Genomic DNA, 21,224 nt, shown 5'->3' on the forward strand with positions numbered 1-21,224 from the left:
ATCAGCCGGAACAGGTTATACTTATTTTGGTGATGGCAATTATGATGAAGTTTTCTACGATGAAGAAATAGATCATGATTTTGCATCATGGGTATTTGGAGACTCTATGGAACCTACCTACCTAAATGGTGAAGTCGTGCTGATCAAACAAACAGGTTTTGATTATGATGGCGATGTCTATGCTGTAGACTGGGATGGTCAAACCTATATCAAAAAGGTTTATCGTGAGGAGGATGGTCTTCGTTTGGTTTCTCTTAATAAACGGTATGGTGACAAATTTGCTCCTTATGATGAAGACCCTCGAATCATCGGTAAAATTGTTGGTAACTTCATGCCTATTGAGGCTTAGCCAAGTGATAACAATTGGGCATCCCAAACTAAATCTGTTATAATATAACTAAAGCAAAGCCAATGATTTGGCTTTTTTTAAAGATTTTAAATGATATTTTGCTAAGAATACAAAAGGAGAAGCATACATGGCTACTATTCAATGGTTTCCAGGTCACATGTCTAAGGCCCGTCGACAGGTTCAGGAAAATCTTAAGCATGTTGATTTTGTAACGATTTTGGTGGATGCACGTTTGCCACTTTCAAGTCAGAATCCTATGTTGACCAAAATTGTTGGCGATAAACCAAAGATTTTAATTCTCAATAAAGCTGATCTTGCTGACGATAATCGTACGAAAGAATGGCGTACCTATTTTGAGAGTCAAGGGATTAAAACCCTGGCCATTAATTCCAAGGAACAATCTACAGTTAAATTGGTAACAGATGCTGCTAAGAGTCTTATGACTGAAAAGATTCAACGACTACGTGAACGTGGTATTCAGAAAGAGACCTTGAGAACCATGATTATTGGGATTCCAAATGCAGGAAAATCTACCTTGATGAACCGCCTAGCTGGTAAAAAGATTGCTGTTGTGGGAAATAAGCCTGGCGTTACAAAAGGTCAACAGTGGTTGAAGTCTAATAAGGACTTAGAAATTCTTGATACTCCAGGGATTTTATGGCCTAAGTTTGAAGATGAATTGGTTGGATTGAAACTCGCTTTAACTGGTGCCATCAAGGACCAGTTATTACCAATGGATGAAGTCACGATTTTTGGTCTCAACTACTTTAAAACTTACTACCCAGAACGACTAGAGGAACGCTTTAAAGGGATTGACCTTGAAGAAGAAGCACCAGAAATCATCATGGAAATGACTCGAAAACTTGGCTTTCGTGAAGATTATGACCGTTTTTACAATCTTTTTGTCAAAGATGTTCGTGATGGAAAACTAGGCCGTTATACTCTTGATATTGTTGGGGTCGATACTGATGGCGACAATTAAAGAAGTCAAGGAACAATTGGCTATTTTGAGGGATCTTGACGACCCTAGATGGGCAAGTTTTGAGGAAGATAGTCGGACTGGTGTACAAGCTGCCATTAGGAAACGCCGTAAGGCTATCCTCGCTGAACTTGCTGAGGAAGAACGTTTAGAAACACTTCTTAATTATGAGAAATCACTCTATGCTCGAGGAATAGAACTCATCGCAGGTGTCGATGAAGTTGGACGTGGTCCTTTAGCTGGGCCAGTTGTAGCGGCTGCGGTCATTTTACCAAAGCTTTGCAAAATAAAAGGTCTAAATGACAGTAAAAAGATTCCAAAATCTAAACATGAAGCTATCTATAATCAGGTAATGAAGGAGGCAGTAGCTGTCGGTATTGGTATTAAGGATAATTATGTGATTGATGATGTCAATATTTATGAAGCTACCAAGTTAGCCATGATAGAAGCTATTGAAAAACTCAATCCCCAACCTGAACATTTGCTAATTGATGCCATGAATTTGGACTTACTTATAGAACAAACCTCAATCATAAAAGGGGATGCTAATTCTCTATCTATTGCAGCAGCTTCTATAGTAGCAAAAGTAACTCGGGATAAGATGATGGCTGATTATGAGCAGGAGTTTCCTGGATACGCCTTTGCCAAAAATGCAGGCTATGGCACCAAAGAGCATTTGTCTGGAATAGATAAGTTTGGTGTTACGCCAATTCATAGAAGAAGCTTTGAACCAATAAAGTCAATAATAAAAAAGTAGGTGAAGTGGAGTGATTTTAGCCATTGATATCGGAGGAACCTTTATTAAATTTGGATTAGTTGATGATGATTTTAGAATTAGCAGTCAATCTAAAGAGTCAACTCCAACGACAATTGACGACTTTTGGCGGATTCTAGAAAGCATAGTCTCATCATTTAAAAATGATATCTCTGGTATTGCCATTGCATGTCCAGGCAAAATTAATAGTAAACATGGCTTTGTTTTCAAGGGTGGCCTTATCCCTTATTTAACATCTATTCCTCTTGGGACACGCTTGTCCAAAATATTTCAACTTCCTGTAAAAGTTATTAATGATGCAGATGCAGCAGCTTTGGCTGAAGCAAGATATGGTAGTTTACAGGATGTAGATTGTGGTGCTGCCTTGGTCTTGGGTACTGGTGTTGGCTTAGGACTTGTCTCACAGGGAGACTTGTTAACACCTCTGTCGGTTACCCAATATTTGCGTGCTCCAAGTCCCCAAAGCTTGGGTCAAACTGTTCTCCCTTTCCAGTGGGGGCTATTTAAGCATGCTCTATTTAGTCTTGTCGCTAATAAAGGTTCTGCGGTAGGTTTCGTTCATGAAGCTAGTCAAATACTTGGTTTAGAACAGGACGATGGTTTAGCTGTTTTCTCCGCTTTAGATGATAATCACTCTGGACAACTAAAACGTCTATTTAAGGACTATTGTCATGAAATTGCTGTTCTGATTCTTAATTTGCAGGGTTTCTTCAAGTTGGATAGAGTTGTTATTGGTGGAGGCATTAGCAGACAAAATTCTTTGATAGAAGGTCTTGTTAATGCTTATGAAGAGTCATTTAATGAAGAATCTGAATTAGGTTTTGATCCGATAACAATTCAATCTTGTCATTTCCATAACGATAGTAACCTCTTAGGAGCAGCATCGTATTTTGCTTCTGAAAATGCCTTATAGTCAACAAAAGTTCCGTAAGGGACTTTTTTGTTTTTTCTTGCGAATAATGAAATGGAGGTAGTTAGATGAATAACTTTGAACTTTTTAAACTAAAAGCTGCTGGATTGACGAATTTAAACATCCTTAACATTTTAGACTATCAAAAAAATCAAGATAAAAAATTGAGCTTACGTGATATGGCAGTGGTATCTAAGTCTAAAAATGCCGTTCTCTTTATGGAAAAATACAAGAATTTAGATGTTAAGCAGCTTAAGGAAGATTTTCAACGTTTTCCGACCTTATCAATTTTTGATAAGGAGTATCCCATTGAGCTGAAACATTCCTATAATCCTCCTGTCCTCCTCTTTTATCAAGGGAATATTGATTTGCTAAGTAAACCCAAGTTAGCAGTAGTTGGTGCCAGAAAGTGTTCTGAAACAGGAAAACAGTCTGTTCGAAAAATTGTTCATGAACTTGGGAACGCCTTTACTATTGTAAGTGGCTTGGCGCGTGGAATTGATACTTGTGCTCACATGGAGGCCATAAAAAATAAAGGTAACACCATTGCAGTTATCGGGACTGGGCTAGACGTATATTATCCTAAAGAAAACAAAGCTTTACAGGACTATATGGCTAAAAATCATTTAGTTCTTACAGAATACGGACCGGGTGAACAGCCACTTAAATACCATTTTCCTGAACGAAATCGGATAATTTCTGGATTGTGTCAAGGAGTTATGGTGGTTGAAGCTAAGATTCGCTCGGGAAGTCTTATTACTTGTGAGCGTGCAATGGAAGAAGGGAGAGATGTTTTCGCCATACCAGGAAATATTTTAGATGGAAAATCGGATGGATGCCATTACCTCATTCAAGAGGGCGCAAAGTGCATTACTACAGGATTTGACATCATTTCAGAGTTTTCATGAAAATCAAACTTCTCCTATAGAGAAAAAGTTTCTTATTGACAGTTAAAGAAAAGGACGGTATCATGTTAGTTGCTTGGTCCAAGATGTTTCATTTTTTAATGTCTTGTGACTATATTTTAGACAGATTAGTGGCACAGCCAGTTTATAACATTATAAGGAAATAGTCTATGGCGACAGCAACGACAACAAAAACGAAAACTAAAACAACAAAGAAAACAACGGCTAAAAAGGCGACTAAAAAGAGAGCGACACCGAAGAAAAATTTGGTTATCGTGGAGTCTCCAGCCAAAGCGAAAACCATTGAGAAGTACCTTGGGCGCAACTATAAAGTTGTTGCTTCAGTAGGGCATATCCGTGATTTGAAAAAATCAAGTATGTCTATTGATTTTGAAAACAACTACGAACCACAGTATATCAATATTCGTGGTAAAGGACCCCTTATCAAAGAATTAAAGAAAGAAGCTAAGAAAGCCAAGAAAGTCTTTCTCGCAAGTGACCCGGACCGTGAAGGGGAAGCTATTTCATGGCATTTGTCACATATACTTGGATTAGATCCAGAAGATAAGAATCGTGTAGTTTTTAACGAAATCACTAAAGACGCGGTGAAGAATGCCTTTGCAGAGCCACGCGCCATTGACATGGACTTAGTAGATGCTCAGCAAGCTCGTCGTGTTTTGGACCGAATTGTGGGTTACTCTATTTCACCTCTTCTATGGAAGAAGGTTAAGAAAGGTCTTTCTGCAGGTCGAGTGCAATCGGTAGCTCTTAAGCTTATTATTGACCGTGAGAATGAAATCAAGACTTTTAAACCAGAAGAATATTGGACAATTGATGGTGCCTTTAAGAAGGGTGCTAAGAAGTTTCAGGCTAGCTTCTATGGTCTTGATGGTAAAAAGCTCAAGCTCAACAATAACGACGATGTTAAAGACGTTCTCTCTCGTATCATAAGTGACGACTTTAACATTGATAAGGTAGAGAAAAAAGAACGCCGTCGTAATGCGCCATTGCCATATACAACATCATCACTACAACAGGATGCTGCTAATAAAATCAACTTCCGTACACGTAAGACTATGATGGTTGCACAACAGTTGTACGAAGGGATTAATCTTGGTTCAGGCGCTCAAGGTTTGATTACCTATATGCGTACGGACTCAACACGTATCAGTCCAGTGGCTCAAAATCAAGCGGCTGAATTTATTACAGAACGCTTTGGCTCTAAGTATTCTAAACATGGAAGCAAGGTGAAAAATAGTTCAGCGGCGCAAGATGCTCACGAGGCTATCCGTCCTTCAAATGTTTTCCAAACACCAGAAAGTATTGCTAAGTATTTGGATAAGGATCAGCTTAAGCTCTATACCCTTATTTGGAATCGTTTTGTGGCTAGTCAGATGACGGCTGCAGTATTTGATACGATGAAGGTGACCTTGTCTCAAAATGGTGTCATTTTCACTGCAAATGGTAGTCAAATCAAGTTTGACGGTTATATGGCCGTTTACAACGACTCTGATAAGAATAAAATGCTTCCTGAAATGGCTGAAGGTGATACGATTAAGAAGGTTGTGACAACGCCTGAACAACACTTTACGCAACCACCGGCACGCTACTCTGAAGCGACATTGATTAAGACTTTGGAAGAAAATGGCGTTGGTCGTCCGTCAACTTATGCACCAACGCTTGATGTTATTCAACGTCGCTATTATGTCAAATTGGTGGCTAAACGTTTTGAACCAACTGAACTCGGTGAAATCGTTAATAGCTTAATTGTAGAATTCTTTCCAGATATCGTGGATGTTAAATTCACTGCCGAGATGGAAGCCAAACTCGATAAAGTTGAAATCGGTAAGGAACAATGGCAGAAGGTTATTGATGAATTCTTCAAACCTTTCCAAAAAGAATTGGAAAAAGCTGAAGAAGGTATTGAAAAAATCCAAATCAAGGATGAACCTGCTGGTTTTGATTGTGACCTCTGCGGCCATCCAATGGTTATCAAGCTAGGTCGTTACGGTAAGTTTTATGCATGTAGTAACTTCCCAGACTGTCACAATACTAAGGCTATTACTAAAGAAATTGGTGTGACTTGTCCAACCTGTGGGCAAGGTCAGGTCATCGAGCGTAAGACAAAACGCAATCGTGTCTTTTATGGTTGTGATCGCTATCCAGACTGTGAATTTACCTCGTGGGATATCCCTATTGGACGTAACTGTCCTAAATCAGGCGATTACCTCGTGGAGAAGAAAGTACGTGGTGGTGGCAAGCAAGTTATCTGTAGTAACGAAGAGTGTGACTACAAAGAATCTGTTATAAAATAAAGAAGAAAGCTATCCCAAGTTTTGACTTGGGATAGCCTTTTGTATTTTGTCAAAAAAACTGATACTTTCCTTAAATTTGTTTTTTATACTAAGAATGAAAAGAAAGGAGAGTTATTATGAAACGTTTAAGTTTATCAGGTTTCCAACTCAAATATATAGCCCTAATTACTATGGTATTCGACCACATTCATTATTTTTTAATTATACAGGGAAAATCCCTATTTGGTTTGCTATGATTGGTAGATTAGCAGCACCCTTGTTCCTTTTTTGTGTGATTGAGGGTTTTATTCATACCCATAACCGGAAGAAATACTTCCTAAAGATTTATTCTTTAGCAATTGTGATGGGACTGATTCAATTTGGATTCTATAATTTTCTACATCCTCTAGTTAGACCAGATGGTTTCTTTCCACAAAATATGATGCTGTCGTCATTCGCAATTTTGCTCGTTGCTCTTCAAGGCATTACTTGGATTCAAGAAAAGAAATACCTTAAAGGGATACCAACTTTACTTTTTCCATTGTTGCTTCCATGGTTAATGGTGACTTTTTATCTGTCAGCTCAAGACAAACCAATCTTGATGTTCATCCTAAATTTACTTAATTTTACAGTGTTGCCAACTCATACATCTATCAGCGATGGTGGAACATGGTTACTTTTGACCGGTATCGCTATGTATCTTTGTCACAAGAATCTTAAGAAAGAAGTGCTTGCTTTTTTGAGTGTTAGTCTCGTTTGGGTACTAATGGCAATTGTTTTAAGTAGACCATCTTTTCACGATTTATTGTTCAAATACATTGAATGGATGGAAATATTTGCAGCTCCTTTAATGCTTTGTTATAACGGTCAAAGAGGAAAAGGGTCAAAATATTTGTTCTATGTCTTTTACCCAACCCATATTTATCTCATTTACGCCTTGTCAGTTATCTTCTATAGATGATATGATAAGAGTAACTTTGAACGAAAGGAAAGGTTATGGCTCATATACTTGTTATTGATGATCAAGAAGATATTGTTCAATTGGTTGTAAAGGCTTTAGAGCTTCAAAACCATAATGTGACAGGGCTTACGAGTGTTTTAGATTTGGATAAGAACTCTTTACCTCGATTTGACCTGATTTTCTGGATATTATGATGCCTAATGTTGACGGTCTACAGTTTTGCCATGAGATTCGAAATCAGGTGGATTGCCCAATCCTCTTTATTACAGCTAAAACGCAAGAAGCAGACATTGTCCAAGGGTTGAGTTATGGTGCGGATGATTACATTTGCAAACCATTTGGGGTTAAAGAACTCCAAGCGCGTGTTGCAGCTCACTTGAGACGTGAACATCGTGAGCGTCACCATAAGCTTTCACTTGGGGAGTTTCAGTTTGACTTGTCTGCTCAAGAGCTCTATATTGAGAATCAGTTGTTAGATTTGACAAAGTCGGAATATGGTATTTGCCAGTTTTTAGCTGAAAATAAGGGCCAAGTTTTTTCAAAAGAACAAATCTACACGCATTTGTACGGCTATGAGGATAAAGGCAGTCCGGCAGCAGTGGCTGAACATATCAAGAATATCCGAGCAAAGCTTAAAGAAGTTGGGCAAAATCCTATTGAAACAGTTTGGGGGATTGGTTACAAGTGGCACTAATAAAAAAACGAGAACACTCTCTAAGAACAATCTTGTTATCTTATGTCGTCAGTCTTACAGTTCTCTCTGTAATCAGCAGTCTTCTTATTTTGTATTTGTTCAGCTTGTCTTTTCGTTTTGGAGTTGTGATTCCAGCAAATCAAGTTGAGAGTGATTTGTCTGCTGTGAGAAGTGATATTGAAACTTCTAAGGTCTTTAATCCCGAGATTTTACCTGATGGCACGAGTTATGTCTTTTTAACTAGGGATTTTAAGCTTAAAAAGTCTAACATGCCTGTTAACTTGCAAGAAGAATCCTTACTAAATTACCAATTCAAGAATGCTCACGGTGAGAAATACGGATATTTTCAGTCTTTTGAACGGTCAGATGGCATAGTCATTGTCAATTATCAACTATCACCTCGGTACCGTAATGAGTGGATGAACCAGCATTTTCCCAATGCTGATCTTATGATGATTGGTTCAATGTTTGTATCTATCTTAATCATATTTATTATTTTAACTTTTTATTATGCAAATAAATTGAGTCAGCAACTTAAACCTATATTAAGGGTTACTGAAAAAATTTCCCAACAAGATTTGGATTTTCAAACTTCTCAGTCTACAATTAAGGAATTTAATCAGGTTTTAAGTGGTTTGGATCATATGCGTATAGCACTTCGTGAGTCTTTGATGGAAAATTGGAAGGCAGAGCAAGATAAACAAAATCAGATTTCTGCCCTGACACATGACTTAAAGACGCCCCTAACGGTTGCTCGTGGAAATGCGGAACTCTTAGCTATGACGTCCTTGGATGGAAATCAAATGGACTTGTTAGAGCATTTTCAAAAAGGTATTGCACAGGTTGATGCTTATGTAAAAGAGTTATCAGAACTCAACAAAATGAGTTTGAAGAAGACCCTGACGCTTGAAGAAGTTCCAGTTAAGGAATTTGTTGAAGACATTTACGATCAAACCTTGTCATTAGCTCAAACGAAACAAATCAAGGTGGTATTTGACAAGAAGGAAATTGCGAAAGAAAGCATAGGCAATTGGGATAAGTCCTTGTTGAATAGAGCTATTATGAATATTGTTTCAAATGCCGTAGAGCATATACCCAGTAGCAGTCAGTTGCTCCTGACCGCTAGGGTAGAAGAAGATGAATTCAAGTATCTGCCTCGATTCTGGACCTGGATTTTCTCTTGAATCTCTTGAAAGGGCTATTCAGCTCTTTTATCAGGAGGATAAAAGTAGACAAAGTCGTAATCACAGTGGACTTGGTCTGACTATCGCCAATGATATTATTCGATTACACCAGGGTAGTCTTTCTCTTTCAAATGACCATACAAGAGGTGGTGCTAAAGTAACTATCATTTTACCCCTTTAAACTCAGATGACTCCTAGTCGCCAGACGAGGAGTTTTTTGCTATACTACTAAGAGTAAATAAGAGTAAAAATGAAGAAAGATTAGTGGGAATAGGATTTTCTCTTGTTCCCGAAGAGGTATTAGTGTCATGTCTCAATCAAAAGCAGATTATATTAACGTGATTGGAGCTGGTTTGGCCGGCTCTGAAGCAGCTTATCAAATTGCCAAACGTGGAATTCCGGTAAAACTCTATGAGATGCGTGGTGTCAAGGCAACGCCACAGCATAAGACAACAAACTTTGCAGAATTGGTTTGCTCTAACTCTTTCCGTGGAGATAGCTTGACCAATGCTGTAGGGCTTCTAAAAGAAGAAATGCGTCGTTTGGACTCTATCATTATGCGTAATGGAGAAGCTCACCGTGTGCCAGCAGGTGGTGCCATGGCGGTGGACCGTGAAGGCTATGCAGAAGCAGTGACAGCTGAAATTGAAAGTCATCCCTTAATTGAAGTTATCCGTGAAGAAATCACAGAAATTCCTAATGATGCTATTACAGTTATTGCTTCAGGTCCCTTAACTTCTGATGCTTTAGCTGAAAAGATTCATGAGCTTAACGGTGGAGACGGGTTCTATTTCTATGATGCCGCCGCACCAATCGTTGATAAAGCAACTATCGACATGAACAAGGTTTACCTTAAGTCACGCTATGACAAGGGTGAAGCAGCTTATCTAAACTGTCCAATGACCAAGGAAGAGTTCATGACCTTCCATGAGGCCTTGACTACAGCTGAAGAAGCTCCTTTGAATTCTTTTGAAAAAGAAAAGTATTTCGAAGGGTGTATGCCTATCGAGGTTATGGCTAAACGTGGTATTAAAACATTGCTCTACGGTCCTATGAAACCAGTTGGTTTGGAATATCCTGAAGATTATATGGGTCCACGTGATGGTGACTTCAAGACACCTTATGCGGTTGTTCAGCTTCGTCAGGACAATGCGGCTGGTAACCTTTACAATATCGTTGGTTTCCAAACCCACCTCAAATGGGGGGAGCAAAAACGTGTCTTCCAAATGATTCCAGGTCTTGAAAATGCAGAATTTGTTCGTTATGGAGTAATGCACCGTAACTCTTACATGGATTCGCCAAACTTGCTTAAACAGACCTTCCAATCAAAATCAAACCCTAATTTGTTCTTTGCTGGACAAATGACTGGTGTTGAAGGTTATGTTGAATCAGCTGCCTCAGGTTTGGTTGCTGGAATCAATGCAGCCCGTCTCTTTAAGGGTGAAGATGAAGTTGTTTTCCCTCATACAACAGCAATCGGTAGCCTTCCATATTATGTGACACATGCTGAAAGTAAACATTTCCAACCAATGAATGTTAACTTCGGTATTATCAAAGAATTAGAAGGCCCACGTATTCGTGACAAGAAAGAGCGCTATGAAAAAATCGCAGAAAGAGCTCTTAAGGATTTGCAAACTTTTATAGATGCTTGATGCTAACATAAAAAGCCCTCACAAGAGTGAAGGCTTTTCGTTTTAGAGAGGAGCGAATAGAAATATCGATTAGCCAAAGAATTTCTTAGCAATTTCTTGACCTTGTTTTATTTTAGCCCATTGTTGAGGTGTTGCCAGCTCATTACCTGAGTCACATGAGGCGAAACCACATTGGTGAGATAGGAAAAGACGTTCTTTTGGAAGGATTTGACTCGCTTTTTCAAGCAAATCGAAAACACGTTCTTCGTCATCTAGGTCAGTCGTTTTAGAAGACAATAGCCCAAGTACAACTTCAGCTTTACTGTCTTTAAGGGCTTCCAGAGCTTTGATATCACCAGCTGTATCGCTATCCCATTCAAGGAAGAAGCGGTCATAGTGTTGCTCTGCCAAGAATTTCTTAGCGATGGCTTCGTAAGTTCCTTCAGCAGCAGAACGGCTTTCATAGTTACCACGACAGTTGTGTGTCCAAACCGTTAAACCAAGTTCGTGAGCATAGTCAACAACCTCGTTATTGATAGCAACAAATTCATCGGCCAATTCTGCCAAATCACCATTGCCGTCTGAATAGAAACTTGCAGGGTTTGATGGGTCAAAAAGTTCCCAGAGGCAGTCGTCAAATTGAACGATTTTACCACCAACAGCCTTGTATTCATTCAAGAATTCTTTATAGGCATCAATCAAACCTTTTTTGAGTTCTTCGTTTGTTTCATAGACTTGTCCAGGACCAGCCAATCGATCAAAGATAGCAAGTTCAGTGTAGGCATGAGCAGGTCCCCAGATAGTTTGTTTGGTATCTTCATCACCAGCTTCAGCCTTAACCAATTTGTAAATATCTAGGTAGTGGTGGTTTTTACCTGAGAGAGGTTCAGTGATACGAATACCGATATCTTTACGTGTTTCATATTGACCACCATCATGGTCTTTAAAAGTATAACCATGCTCAGCAATGTAGCGTTCAATACCTTTGAGTCCCCAGACAAAGTCCAAGTGCCACATAGAACGTCCAAACTCCCCATCGGTAAGGATGTCAATTCCGTTAGCTTTTTGGTCAGCCACAATTCGCTTAATAGATGCAGTTTCAATTTCTTGATAACCAGGAAGGGCATCATAGAAAGGATACTGGATGTCGTCACGATGCTCGATTTCATCCTTGTATTTACGGAGATCCGCAGGACGAAGAAGAGAACCGACTAATTGGAATTTAGATTTTGTCATTAAATTTACCTCGAAATGTCTATTTACATCTATATTACTTCTTAGTGGAATTAATGAAAAATAGTTAATTTCTTGCTGTGGATATAGTTTTAGACTATATAAGGTTTAGCTCTGCAAAATGATACTTCTTATGGTAAAATGGAAAGAAAACGATGAGGTTGGGAATATGCAAAAAACATTCTTTATTATTAAACCAGATGCTGTTAAACGCCATCTAATTGGTCAAGTGCTTAATCGAATTGAGCGACGTGGCTTCGTTATTGAGCGTATGGAGATGCTGATGCTTGACGAAGAACGTCTTAAAGAACATTATGCCCAATTGGCTGATAAACCCTTTTTCCCTAGTATTTCTGAATTCATGATGAGTGGTCCAGCAGTTATTGGTATTATGTCCGGCCCAGGTGTTATTAAGTCATGGCGTGATATGATGGGAGCAACTAATCCTGGGGATGCTGCTCCTGGAACGATTCGTGGAGACTTTGCAACAGCACCAGATGGTGACATGATTCCAAATATCGTTCATGGCTCTGATTCAGAAGAATCTGCGGCTCGAGAAATTAAGATTTGGTTTGGTGAGTAGGATGGATATAGTACAGATTCAATCAGAATTAGCTCAGGATGGACTATTAATTGATGTCAGGACTCCAGAAGAGTACGCAGAAGGTCATGTTAAGGATGCCTTATTAATACCTCACACACAGTTTTTCACAGCTGACATTCCAGCTAAAAAAGACGATTCAATTTATCTTTATTGTAAAATGGGATCTCGTGCTGAATTTGCTGCAGGAGTACTGAAAGAACGAGGCTATACTAAGGTTACCACTTTAGGTGGCCTGGGTGATATGGAAGCACTAGGGTTTAAGCTTGAAAAATAAAACAAATAAGGTCACTAGTGGTGATCTTATTTGTTTTCAAAAAGCATGACAAATTATTAACAACGCTTTCATAAAGTGGTAAGATTCTAAATGAGTTAAGAAAAAGCCTATGAAAATGACTTTGCCAGAACTTGATTAACTTAGCATATTCCAATTGAGATAGGGCTTGTGGTTAAGCTTGTGACTACAATTGGTAGAGGAGGATTTTGTATGTCAAAAGTTGCTATTGTTACAGGTGCAGGTCATGGTATTGGTTTTGCGATTGCAAAACGCTTGGTTGGAGATGGTTTTAAAGTCGGGATATTGGACTATAACTCAGCAACTGCTTTTTCAGCAGTTGCTGAGTTATCAGAAGACAAGGCATTTTCCGTTGTAGCAGATGTGTCTAAACAAGCTTAGGCAGCAGCAGCTTTCCAAAAAGTAGTTGATCACTTTGGCGACTTGAATGTTGTTGTTAATAATGCTGGTGTGGCATCAACAACACCCCTTGACACTATTACTGAAGAACAGTTTCAACGTACATTTAACATTAATTTTGGTGGAGTTATCTGGGGTACACAAGCTGCCCAAGCACAATTTAAATCACTTGGTCATGGTGGTAAAATTATCAATGCAACTTCACAATCAGGTGTCGTAGGGAACCCTAACTTAACTGTATATGGTGGAACTAAATTCGAAGTTCGTGGTATTACTCAAACTTTGGCGCGTGACTTGGCTGATTCAGGTATCACTGTAAATGCTTATGCACCAGGTATCGTTAAGACTCCAATGATGTTTGCCATTGCCCACGAAGTTGGTAAAAATGCTGGTAAAGATGATGAGTGGGGTATGCAAACTTTTGCTAAAGATATTGCCCTCAAACGTTTGTCAGAACCTGAAGATGTTGCAGCAGCAGTTAGCTTCCTAGCTGGACCTGACTCAAACTACATCACAGGTTAAACAATCATCGTTGATGGTGGTATGCAATTGCATTAAGGTTAAAAGGGAGAGCGAAAGGCTCTCTTTTCTTGCTCGATAAAACATAATATTTCTGACAATATAATCGTAAATAATTATGATTTAAAAAGGGCCTGTCTATGTCAGATATTTTACACTATATTATAGAGCACCCATTTTTTAGTCTCATTCTATTGGGAATTGTTGTACTATCCTTCTGTTTAGCTCCATTTTCAAGTAGTTCTACAGAAAACAAACGCTCTGCAATCATTAATAAGCACTACAACGATACTTTTTTACTGTTATATTTTAGCTGTTTTCATCTTCCACAAGGTCATGTATATCTTTTTTTAATTCACTTGTTTGAATGATTGATTCTTCCCCTAAAGCGTTATATTTTTCTTTATCTTTTTTTGAGTAAACTTTTTTAGGATGGAATTTTTTGTTAATTAGAGTAATCATTTGACGACGCAAGTTCATTTCTTCATTAATATTTTGTTTGTCTCTTATCCAAGCAACTGTTAAGACAAATAGCATGATCATTCCAATATATCCCAAAATTGGATACATGAGTCCGACAAGTTCCTTGAATCCCATAAATGAAAGAATAAAACCAATTATTACCGAGGTGATAAGGTAAATACGAAACCTCTTGACATTATCACCTGAGAATCGTTTAGCGAGAGCATAAAAAAGACTAAAGGCAGTGTTAAATATTAAACCAAATATTACAATTGCGTAGGTAAACGCAAACAATGGATGAACCCTGTTGGCTAAAATTAACATGGGAATATCAACACCTTTTATACTATCTACATTAGCGAATAAAACAAGTGAAGCAACAGCAATAATCAATCCGACTATAGCACCACCAATGGTACCACTTTTTTTGGCAACACCAATTCGCATAATTGAGCCTCCAAGTACAAATGCCATGGATACACCGGTCATCACACAAAGTGCAAAATAATTTATGACAGCCATCCAAATATTCGGCATTGCAGGTGTAAGTTGACGAGCAACCATATTTAGATGGTTAAGGTTGTAACTCTTACCGATAAAAGTTTGACCAGCAATAATGAGTATCATAATAATTATTATTGGTGTGAATATTCCAATGATATTAGTGATTTTCTCAAATTCCATAAAACTGACGATAATGACTAGGGTTGTAGAAATCAAGGCACCAATCCAAATAGGAAAACCAAACTGCTGATGCAAATTAGAACCTGCGCCAGCAATCATGACAAAACCAATAACAAAACAAGAAATAATAAGGGATAGGTCTAAGATTTTATTGGTAATTGGATGAGCTATTTTAGATAATACTTCAGAATGATCATTAGACCGATAATAACTTCCTAGTGTAAGAATTATTTTCCCAAAAAAAGTATTTAGTACAGCGAGAACTAAAACGCCTAATAATCCGACTAATCCAAAGCTAACAAAATATTGTATAAGGTCCTGTCCAGACGAGAGTCCTGCACCGACAATGATTCCTACGTAGGCAAGTGCTACTGATAAAATTTTCTTAAACATAAAATCCTTTCAATTATTTATTTCTAAAAAAGATTATTGTATTCTATTTTAATTAGTAAGTCTAACAAAAATATTATTGTATTCTATTTTAATTAGTAAGTCTAACAAAAATATTACATATTCTTTGTTTAGTGGTAAAGATGCTTAGAGAATCTGTAATTATTCAGAATTTTGTTACTAATGAAGCTACATCTAAAGTAATAAACTCATTAAAAGAAGAAATTCCTTTGATGTTTGGTAAAAGACAACTAAGTGTGAATAACCTATGTAATCTGGTAGATAGAGATAGGCAAAAGCCGGTCTTTTTTGTATAATAGGAGGTAACGGTCCGTTTTTTAACAATCACAAGTAAGAACTAGGAAAGAATAAAATGCCAAACATTGAAGAATTAAAACAAAGACAGGAGAAGATTCGCAACTTCTCAATTATTGCTCATATTGACCATGGTAAATCAACGCTTGCTGACCGTATCTTGGAAAAGACTGAGACTGTATCAAGTCGTGAGATGCAGGCACAACTCCTTGATAGTATGGATCTTGAGCGCGAACGTGGTATCACTATCAAACTGAATGCCATTGAGCTTAACTATACAGCTAAAGACGGCGAGACTTATATTTTCCACCTTATCGACACACCGGGACATGTGGACTTTACTTATGAGGTGTCACGTTCCCTTGCCGCCTGTGAGGGTGCTATCTTGGTGGTAGATGCAGCTCAAGGGATTGAAGCACAAACACTTGCCAATGTTTACTTGGCACTTGATAATGACTTGGAAATCTTACCAGTTATCAATAAAATCGACCTTCCAGCGGCAGATCCTGAACGTGTACGTACAGAGATTGAAGATGTTATCGGATTAGATGCCTCGGAAGCTGTACTTGCATCAGCTAAGGCTGGCATTGGTATCGAAGAGATTCTCGAACAAATTGTTGAGAAAGTCCCTGCGCCCCAAGGTGATGTGGAAGCACCTCTCCAAGCCCTTATATTTGACTCTGTTTATGATGCGTATCGTGGCGTCATACTCCAAGTGCGTGTAGTTAACGGAATGGTTAAAACGGGGGATAAGATTCAAATGATGTCTAATGGCAAGACCTTTGACGTTACTGAGGTTGGTATTTTCACTCCTAAAGCTGTTGGCCGTGACTACCTTGCAACTGGAGATGTTGGTTATGTAGCAGCTTCAATTAAGACAGTTGCGGATACTCGTGTCGGTGATACAGTGACACTTGCGGATAATCCAGCCGCAGAACCACTTCATGGTTATAAGCAAATGAACCCAATGGTCTTTGCTGGTCTTTATCCAATTGAGTCAAATAAATATAACGACTTGCGTGAGGCTCTTGAAAAGCTCCAATTGAATGATGCCAGTCTTCAATTTGAGCCTGAAACGTCTCAAGCCCTTGGTTTTGGTTTCCGTTGTGGTTTCTTGGGCCTTCTTCACATGGATGTTATCCAAGAGCGTTTGGAACGTGAGTTTAACATCGATCTCATCATGACTGCACCATCAGTAGTTTACCATGTTAACACTACTGACGGTGAAATGCTTGAAGTGTCCAACCCATCTGAATTCCCAGATCCTACACGTATTGATGCCATTGAAGAGCCTTATGTCAAAGCTCAAATTATGGTTCCTCAAGAGTATGTTGGTGCTGTTATGGAGTTGGCGCAACGTAAACGTGGTGATTTTGAAACCATGGAATATATTGATGATAATCGTGTTAACGTTATCTATCAAATTCCACTTGCTGAAATCGTCTTTGACTTCTTTGATAAATTGAAGTCATCAACTCGTGGTTATGCAAGTTTTGACTATGAATTGTCAGAGTACCGTCGTTCACAATTGGTGAAAATGGATATTCTCCTTAATGGTGATAAGGTCGATGCCCTTAGTTTTATTGTCCATAGAGAATTTGCCTACGAACGTGGAAAACTTATCGTTGATAAACTTAAGAAAATTATTCCACGTCAACAATTTGAAGTTCCTATCCAAGCGGCTATTGGTCAAAAAATTGTTGCCCGTACAGATATCAAAGCTCTTCGTAAAAACGTCTTGGCTAAATGTTACGGTGGTGACGTTTCACGTAAACGTAAACTCCTCGAAAAACAAAAAGCTGGTAAGAAACGTATGAAAGCCATTGGTTCGGTGGAAGTACCACAAGAAGCCTTCTTGTCTGTGCTTTCAATGGACGAAGATGAGAAATAAGAATGATAGTCAGAATGTGATGTTCTGGCTATTTTTGTAAAAAAGTTATGATAAAGAAGATTTTAAATTTACCTTCTCAAAGTGTGGAAGGATTTATGCTACGACCATACTAAATACTTTTCTTTTTAGTGAAATGGCTATACAAAGCATGTAGCAGAATTATAGACTGCCCTAAAAGCAGATAAGGTAACTTCCAATGAGATTATTGGTAGTCGTCAACAATATGTTGTACTTAGTCATGTAGAACACACTTACTACATTACAATAACACTATAAAATCAGACTTTAGAGAATATGAGAATATAAAGAAGCTAGATAAGAATTCATGGGGGTTAGTCTTATCAGGAACCCCTTCGCAAGCATTTTTCTCAGCTTTAGGCTATAATATACAAAAGGAAAGTTGGGAGGGCCACTATGGATATCACAAATTTTATTCCTAGTCAGCGACAGGCTATGTTGGAACGTTTTCAGCAAGTGGAGGCCTTAGGAATAGGTGCAGTTCGTATTGAGTTGAAGATTGTTAATCCTGTTGGTATTATTTATGCGTGCTACATTATGGCTGGCGATAATTATTTTTCTGATAAAGCTATAGTGTCTTTCCGTATTCTATACGAAAAGGACTTGGATAGGATTTCTTTGGACGTGGTGGACATCCCTGGGCGATCAAGTTTATCAAATTGCCTCAAGTTATTGGAAATTTTTGAAGGCTTACAAAATTATCTCAATCGAGAATTTGCAAAGGTAAAAAATAGTTAAACATCTGATAGCAATCAGGTGTTTCTTTTTAGGTTTGAAGTGCAAAGATTCACAATCTTTTTTTCACAAGGTTGTCTGAAAACTGTGCTATAATTATAATAGAATTGTGAAGTGGTTAAAGTTTGTGAAAAACGGAGCATGCTTTAACTCTTTGTGACCTATACTTGAAAGGAAAGTGTGCTCTATTTTGAAGAGCCAGAAGGACTGTGTTCATGTCGGATGAAAAGCAATTGTATGGTGCGGATTTAGTGGTTGATAGTTTAATCAACCATGATGTTGATTATGTCTTTGGTATCCCTGGAGCAAAAATCGATAGGGTTTTTGATACCTTGGAAGATAAAGGACCTGAATTGATAGTTGCCCGTCATGAGCAAAATGCTGCTTTTATGGCTCAAGGTGTTGGACGAATTACAGGAAAACCCGGTGTTGTTTTGGTAACATCTGGTCCTGGTGTATCCAATTTGGCTACTGGATTGGTAACAGCTACGGATGAGGGAGACCCTGTCCTCGCTATTGGTGGTCAGGTTAAACGTTCAGATCTTTTGAAACGTGCCCACCAATCAATGAATAATGTTGCCATGCTTGAACCGATTACTAAGTATGCAGCTGAAGTACATGATGCTAATACCCTTTCTGAAATAGTAGCAAATGCCTATCGCCATGCTAAATCAGGGAAGCCCGGCGCAAGCTTTATTTCAATTCCTCAAGATGTAACTGATGCTACAGTCAGTGTCAAGGCTATTAAGCCAATGACAGATCCAAAACTTGGATCAGCCTCTGTTTCTGATATCAACTACTTGGCACAAGCTATTAAGAATGCGGTTCTGCCAGTCCTTCTTTTGGGAAATGGTGCTTCATCAGAAGCTGTCACTTCGTCTATTCGTCAGATTTTGGAATATGTCAAATTACCAGTTGTAGAGACTTTCCAAGGAGCTGGTATTGTGTCACGTGACCTTGAAGAAGATACTTTCTTTGGTCGTGTAGGTCTTTTCCGTAACCAACCCGGTGACATGTTACTTAAGAAGTCTGACTTGATTATTGCCATTGGTTATGACCCAATTGAATATGAAGCACGTAACTGGAATGCCGAAATTTCAGCGCGTATCATTGTAATTGATGTTGAACCTGCAGAGGTGGATACTTACTTCCAGCCAGAACGTGAATTGATTGGTAATGTGGAAACAACTTTAGATTTGCTTTTGCCTGCTATTCAAGGCTACAAATTACCTGAAGGTTCAGTCAAGTATCTTAAAGGGTTAAAAAATACAGTCGTCGAAGATGTTAAATTTGACCGCCAGCCTAAAGAAGGTACGGTACATCCGCTAGATTTGATTGAAGTATTACAAGATCAAACTGAGGATGATATGACTGTGACAGTTGACGTTGGTAGTCATTATATCTGGATGGCTCGTTATTTCAAATCTTATGAACCACGTCATTTGCTTTTCTCAAACGGGATGCAAACTCTAGGTGTTGCGCTTCCGTGGGCCATTTCTGCAGCTTTAGTGCGTCCTAAGACAAAAGTAATTTCAGTCTCTGGCGACGGAGGTTTCCTCTTCTCCGCACAAGAATTAGAAACAGCAGTTCGCTTGAAGCTGCCAATTGTTCATATCATATGGAATGATGGTCATTACAATATGGTGGAATTTCAGGAAGAAATGAAGTATGGTCGCTCTTCAGGGGTTGACTTTGGTCCAGTTGATTTTGTAAAATATGCTGAGAGTTTTGGAGTAAAAGGATATCGTGCAACAAGTAAGGAAGAGTTTGCTAGCTTGCTTCAAAAGGCTTTGGAACAAGCTGTAGATGGACCTGTCCTTATTGATGTTCCAATTGATTATAAAGATAATATTAAACTTGGCGAAACTATCTTGCCAGATGAATTTTATTAAAAAGAGGGTGTAGACATGTCTGAAGCCATAAAATTATTTCAATATAATACCTTGGGAGCCTTGATGGCTGGGCTTTATGGGGGTACTTTAACAGTTGGTGAATTGTTGGAGCATGGAGACTTGGGTCTTGGAACTTTAGATTCTATTGATGGTGAGTTGATTGTTCTTGACGGTAAAGCCTATCAAGCTAAAGGCTCTGAAGGTAAAGTCGAAGTGGTAGAAGTTTCTCCTGATGAAAAAGTTCCCTATGCAGCAGTCGTACCTCACCAAGCTGAAGTTATCTTCCGTCAACGTTATGAAATGACTGATAAAGAACTTGAGGATCGTATTGAATCATACTATGATGGGGTCAATCTTTTCCGTTCAATCAAAATCAAAGGTCATTTTAAACACATGCACGTGCGCATGATTCCAAAATCAAATGCGGACATTAAGTTTGCTGATGTTGCCACTCGCCAACCTGAGTATGAGGTAGATGATATTTCAGGGACAATCGTTGGTATCTGGACACCTGAAATGTTCCACGGTGTGAGTGTTGCTGGTTACCATCTCCATTTTATTTCAGATGACTTGACATTCGGTGGTCACGTTATGGATTTTGTTATCGAGAATGGTATTATTGAAGTTGGACCAGTTGACCAACTCGATCAACGCTTCCCAGTTCAAGACCGTCAATATCTCTTTGCTAAATTCAATGTTGATGAAATGCGTAAAGATATTACTAAGGCTGAATAAGCATATAAATAAGATACTGTCTCTTTGTCAACTATAGTGGGTGACGAAAAGCTAATATCTAGAGAGGGCCGGATAGGTCCTCTTTTTATGTATGTTCAGAGTGATGAAGACACGCTTCTTAAAGTTGATGAAGTTTCTAAAACCGAAGCCCAAGCGTTTGATGTCTTTGATCAACTTATTAGTAGCTTCCAGTTTTGCGTTTGAATAGTCTGTTTCTAGTGCATTTTGGATGTATTGCTTGTGTCTAAGAAAAGTCCTAAAGACCGTTTGAAAATAGTGATTGACCTTGCTTCTATTTTCATCTGTCAGTTCAAAGAACTCATCTACTCTCTTCTCCTGAAAATGAAAAAGTAAGAGCTGATAAAGTGTATAG

Annotated in this window: 15 protein-coding genes and 5 pseudogenes; 17 read left to right on the forward strand and 3 right to left on the reverse strand. The window is 38.5% G+C overall.

Annotated features, from left to right (window positions below; genetic code table 11):
- The 10 genes and pseudogenes from NSQ85_RS10505 to trmFO all read left to right on the forward strand — a co-directional run.
- On the forward strand, window positions 1-349 hold a 349-nt coding region (locus NSQ85_RS10505), incomplete at its 5' end, for a S24 family peptidase (protein WP_340781822.1).
- A gap of 127 nt (window positions 350-476) precedes the next feature.
- Entirely contained in the window at window positions 477-1,331 is an 855-nt protein-coding gene (gene ylqF, locus NSQ85_RS10510) for a ribosome biogenesis GTPase YlqF (RefSeq protein WP_002950602.1), read from the forward strand.
- Window positions 1,318-2,085 carry a ribonuclease HII gene (locus NSQ85_RS10515; RefSeq protein WP_100262429.1) on the forward strand — a complete coding sequence of 256 codons (768 nt, stop codon included), beginning with the start codon at window positions 1,318-1,320 and terminating at the stop codon, window positions 2,083-2,085. Before ylqF ends, NSQ85_RS10515 begins: the two co-directional genes overlap by 14 nt.
- A gap of 10 nt (window positions 2,086-2,095) precedes the next feature.
- The gene (locus NSQ85_RS10520; protein ID WP_100262428.1) at window positions 2,096-3,016 is read left to right on the forward strand and encodes an ROK family protein; all 921 of its coding nucleotides are present in this window, start codon (window positions 2,096-2,098) and stop codon (window positions 3,014-3,016) included.
- Between the two features lie 65 nt (window positions 3,017-3,081).
- Window positions 3,082-3,921, forward strand: a complete 840-nt coding sequence (dprA, locus tag NSQ85_RS10525; RefSeq protein WP_100262427.1) for a DNA-processing protein DprA — start codon at window positions 3,082-3,084, stop codon at window positions 3,919-3,921.
- Window positions 3,922-4,088: 167 nt separating this feature from the next.
- A complete protein-coding gene (topA, locus tag NSQ85_RS10530; protein WP_179974476.1) occupies window positions 4,089-6,233 on the forward strand; it encodes a type I DNA topoisomerase in 2,145 nt (714 codons plus the stop codon).
- A 116-nt stretch (window positions 6,234-6,349) separates the two neighbouring features.
- Window positions 6,350-7,173, forward strand: a pseudogene (locus tag NSQ85_RS10535) (TraX family protein).
- A gap of 35 nt (window positions 7,174-7,208) precedes the next feature.
- Window positions 7,209-7,867 (forward strand): annotated as a pseudogene (locus NSQ85_RS10540) (response regulator transcription factor).
- A pseudogene (locus NSQ85_RS10545) lies at window positions 7,858-9,232 on the forward strand (sensor histidine kinase). The pseudogenes NSQ85_RS10540 and NSQ85_RS10545 overlap by 10 nt, the downstream one beginning before the upstream one ends.
- Before the next feature lie 127 nt (window positions 9,233-9,359).
- Window positions 9,360-10,703: a methylenetetrahydrofolate--tRNA-(uracil(54)-C(5))-methyltransferase (FADH(2)-oxidizing) TrmFO gene (gene trmFO, locus NSQ85_RS10550; protein ID WP_179974477.1), complete on the forward strand. Its 1,344-nt coding sequence runs from the start codon at window positions 9,360-9,362 to the stop codon at window positions 10,701-10,703.
- A 69-nt stretch (window positions 10,704-10,772) separates the two neighbouring features.
- Here trmFO and NSQ85_RS10555 read toward each other — a convergent pair whose 3' ends face one another.
- Window positions 10,773-11,918 (reverse strand): cobalamin-independent methionine synthase II family protein, encoded by a 1,146-nt coding sequence (locus NSQ85_RS10555; protein WP_179972931.1) that lies wholly within the window; start codon window positions 11,916-11,918, stop codon window positions 10,773-10,775.
- Between the two features lie 166 nt (window positions 11,919-12,084).
- Between NSQ85_RS10555 and ndk the strand changes: the two genes are divergently transcribed.
- The 3 genes and pseudogenes from ndk to NSQ85_RS10570 all read left to right on the forward strand — a co-directional run bounded on the left by ndk (window position 12,085) and on the right by NSQ85_RS10570 (window position 13,732).
- On the forward strand, window positions 12,085-12,498 hold the full coding sequence (gene ndk, locus NSQ85_RS10560; RefSeq protein WP_179973003.1) for a nucleoside-diphosphate kinase: 414 nt from the start codon (window positions 12,085-12,087) through the stop codon (window positions 12,496-12,498).
- Between the two features lies 1 nt (window position 12,499).
- Window positions 12,500-12,793: a rhodanese-like domain-containing protein gene (locus tag NSQ85_RS10565; protein WP_179972932.1), complete on the forward strand. Its 294-nt coding sequence runs from the start codon at window positions 12,500-12,502 to the stop codon at window positions 12,791-12,793.
- Between the two features lie 210 nt (window positions 12,794-13,003).
- A pseudogene (locus tag NSQ85_RS10570) lies at window positions 13,004-13,732 on the forward strand ((S)-acetoin forming diacetyl reductase).
- A gap of 306 nt (window positions 13,733-14,038) precedes the next feature.
- On the opposite strand, the gene NSQ85_RS10575 reads toward NSQ85_RS10570, so the two are convergent.
- Window positions 14,039-15,268: a YkvI family membrane protein gene (locus tag NSQ85_RS10575; protein WP_340781824.1), complete on the reverse strand. Its 1,230-nt coding sequence runs from the start codon at window positions 15,266-15,268 to the stop codon at window positions 14,039-14,041.
- Between the two features lie 370 nt (window positions 15,269-15,638).
- Between NSQ85_RS10575 and lepA the strand changes: the two genes are divergently transcribed.
- The 4 genes from lepA (at window position 15,639) to budA (ending at window position 20,851) form a co-directional block, all read left to right on the forward strand.
- Window positions 15,639-17,471, forward strand: a complete 1,833-nt coding sequence (lepA, locus tag NSQ85_RS10580) for a translation elongation factor 4 (protein ID WP_340781825.1) — start codon at window positions 15,639-15,641, stop codon at window positions 17,469-17,471.
- 414 nt (window positions 17,472-17,885) lie between these two features.
- The gene (locus NSQ85_RS10585) at window positions 17,886-18,227 is read left to right on the forward strand and encodes a hypothetical protein (protein WP_179974479.1); all 342 of its coding nucleotides are present in this window, start codon (window positions 17,886-17,888) and stop codon (window positions 18,225-18,227) included.
- A gap of 212 nt (window positions 18,228-18,439) precedes the next feature.
- Window positions 18,440-20,116 carry an acetolactate synthase AlsS gene (gene alsS, locus NSQ85_RS10590; RefSeq protein WP_340781826.1) on the forward strand — a complete coding sequence of 559 codons (1,677 nt, stop codon included), beginning with the start codon at window positions 18,440-18,442 and terminating at the stop codon, window positions 20,114-20,116.
- 15 nt (window positions 20,117-20,131) lie between these two features.
- Window positions 20,132-20,851: an acetolactate decarboxylase gene (budA, locus tag NSQ85_RS10595; RefSeq protein WP_011227170.1), complete on the forward strand. Its 720-nt coding sequence runs from the start codon at window positions 20,132-20,134 to the stop codon at window positions 20,849-20,851.
- Between the two features lie 58 nt (window positions 20,852-20,909).
- On the opposite strand, the pseudogene NSQ85_RS10600 reads toward budA, so the two are convergent.
- Window positions 20,910-21,224: pseudogene (locus NSQ85_RS10600) on the reverse strand (transposase); the annotation flags it as partial.

The organism is Streptococcus sp. FSL L8-0526, from assembly GCF_038007145.1.
Lineage (GTDB): Bacteria > Bacillota > Bacilli > Lactobacillales > Streptococcaceae > Streptococcus > Streptococcus thermophilus.

Bases quoted from the DNA above. Each gene is read 5' to 3' on its own strand.
- ylqF (WP_002950602.1), top strand. From the start codon at position 477: ATGGCTACTATTCAATGGTTTCCAGGTCACATGTCTAAGGCCCGTCGA.
- NSQ85_RS10515 (WP_100262429.1), top strand. From the start codon at position 1,318: ATGGCGACAATTAAAGAAGTCAAGGAACAATTGGCTATTTTGAGGGAT.
- dprA (WP_100262427.1), top strand. From the start codon at position 3,082: ATGAATAACTTTGAACTTTTTAAACTAAAAGCTGCTGGATTGACGAAT.
- topA (WP_179974476.1), top strand. From the start codon at position 4,089: ATGGCGACAGCAACGACAACAAAAACGAAAACTAAAACAACAAAGAAA.
- trmFO (WP_179974477.1), top strand. From the start codon at position 9,360: ATGTCTCAATCAAAAGCAGATTATATTAACGTGATTGGAGCTGGTTTG.
- NSQ85_RS10555 (WP_179972931.1), bottom strand. From the start codon at position 11,918: ATGACAAAATCTAAATTCCAATTAGTCGGTTCTCTTCTTCGTCCTGCG.
- ndk (WP_179973003.1), top strand. From the start codon at position 12,085: ATGCAAAAAACATTCTTTATTATTAAACCAGATGCTGTTAAACGCCAT.
- NSQ85_RS10565 (WP_179972932.1), top strand. From the start codon at position 12,500: ATGGATATAGTACAGATTCAATCAGAATTAGCTCAGGATGGACTATTA.
- NSQ85_RS10575 (WP_340781824.1), bottom strand. From the start codon at position 15,268: ATGTTTAAGAAAATTTTATCAGTAGCACTTGCCTACGTAGGAATCATT.
- lepA (WP_340781825.1), top strand. From the start codon at position 15,639: ATGCCAAACATTGAAGAATTAAAACAAAGACAGGAGAAGATTCGCAAC.
- NSQ85_RS10585 (WP_179974479.1), top strand. From the start codon at position 17,886: ATGGATATCACAAATTTTATTCCTAGTCAGCGACAGGCTATGTTGGAA.
- alsS (WP_340781826.1), top strand. From the start codon at position 18,440: ATGTCGGATGAAAAGCAATTGTATGGTGCGGATTTAGTGGTTGATAGT.
- budA (WP_011227170.1), top strand. From the start codon at position 20,132: ATGTCTGAAGCCATAAAATTATTTCAATATAATACCTTGGGAGCCTTG.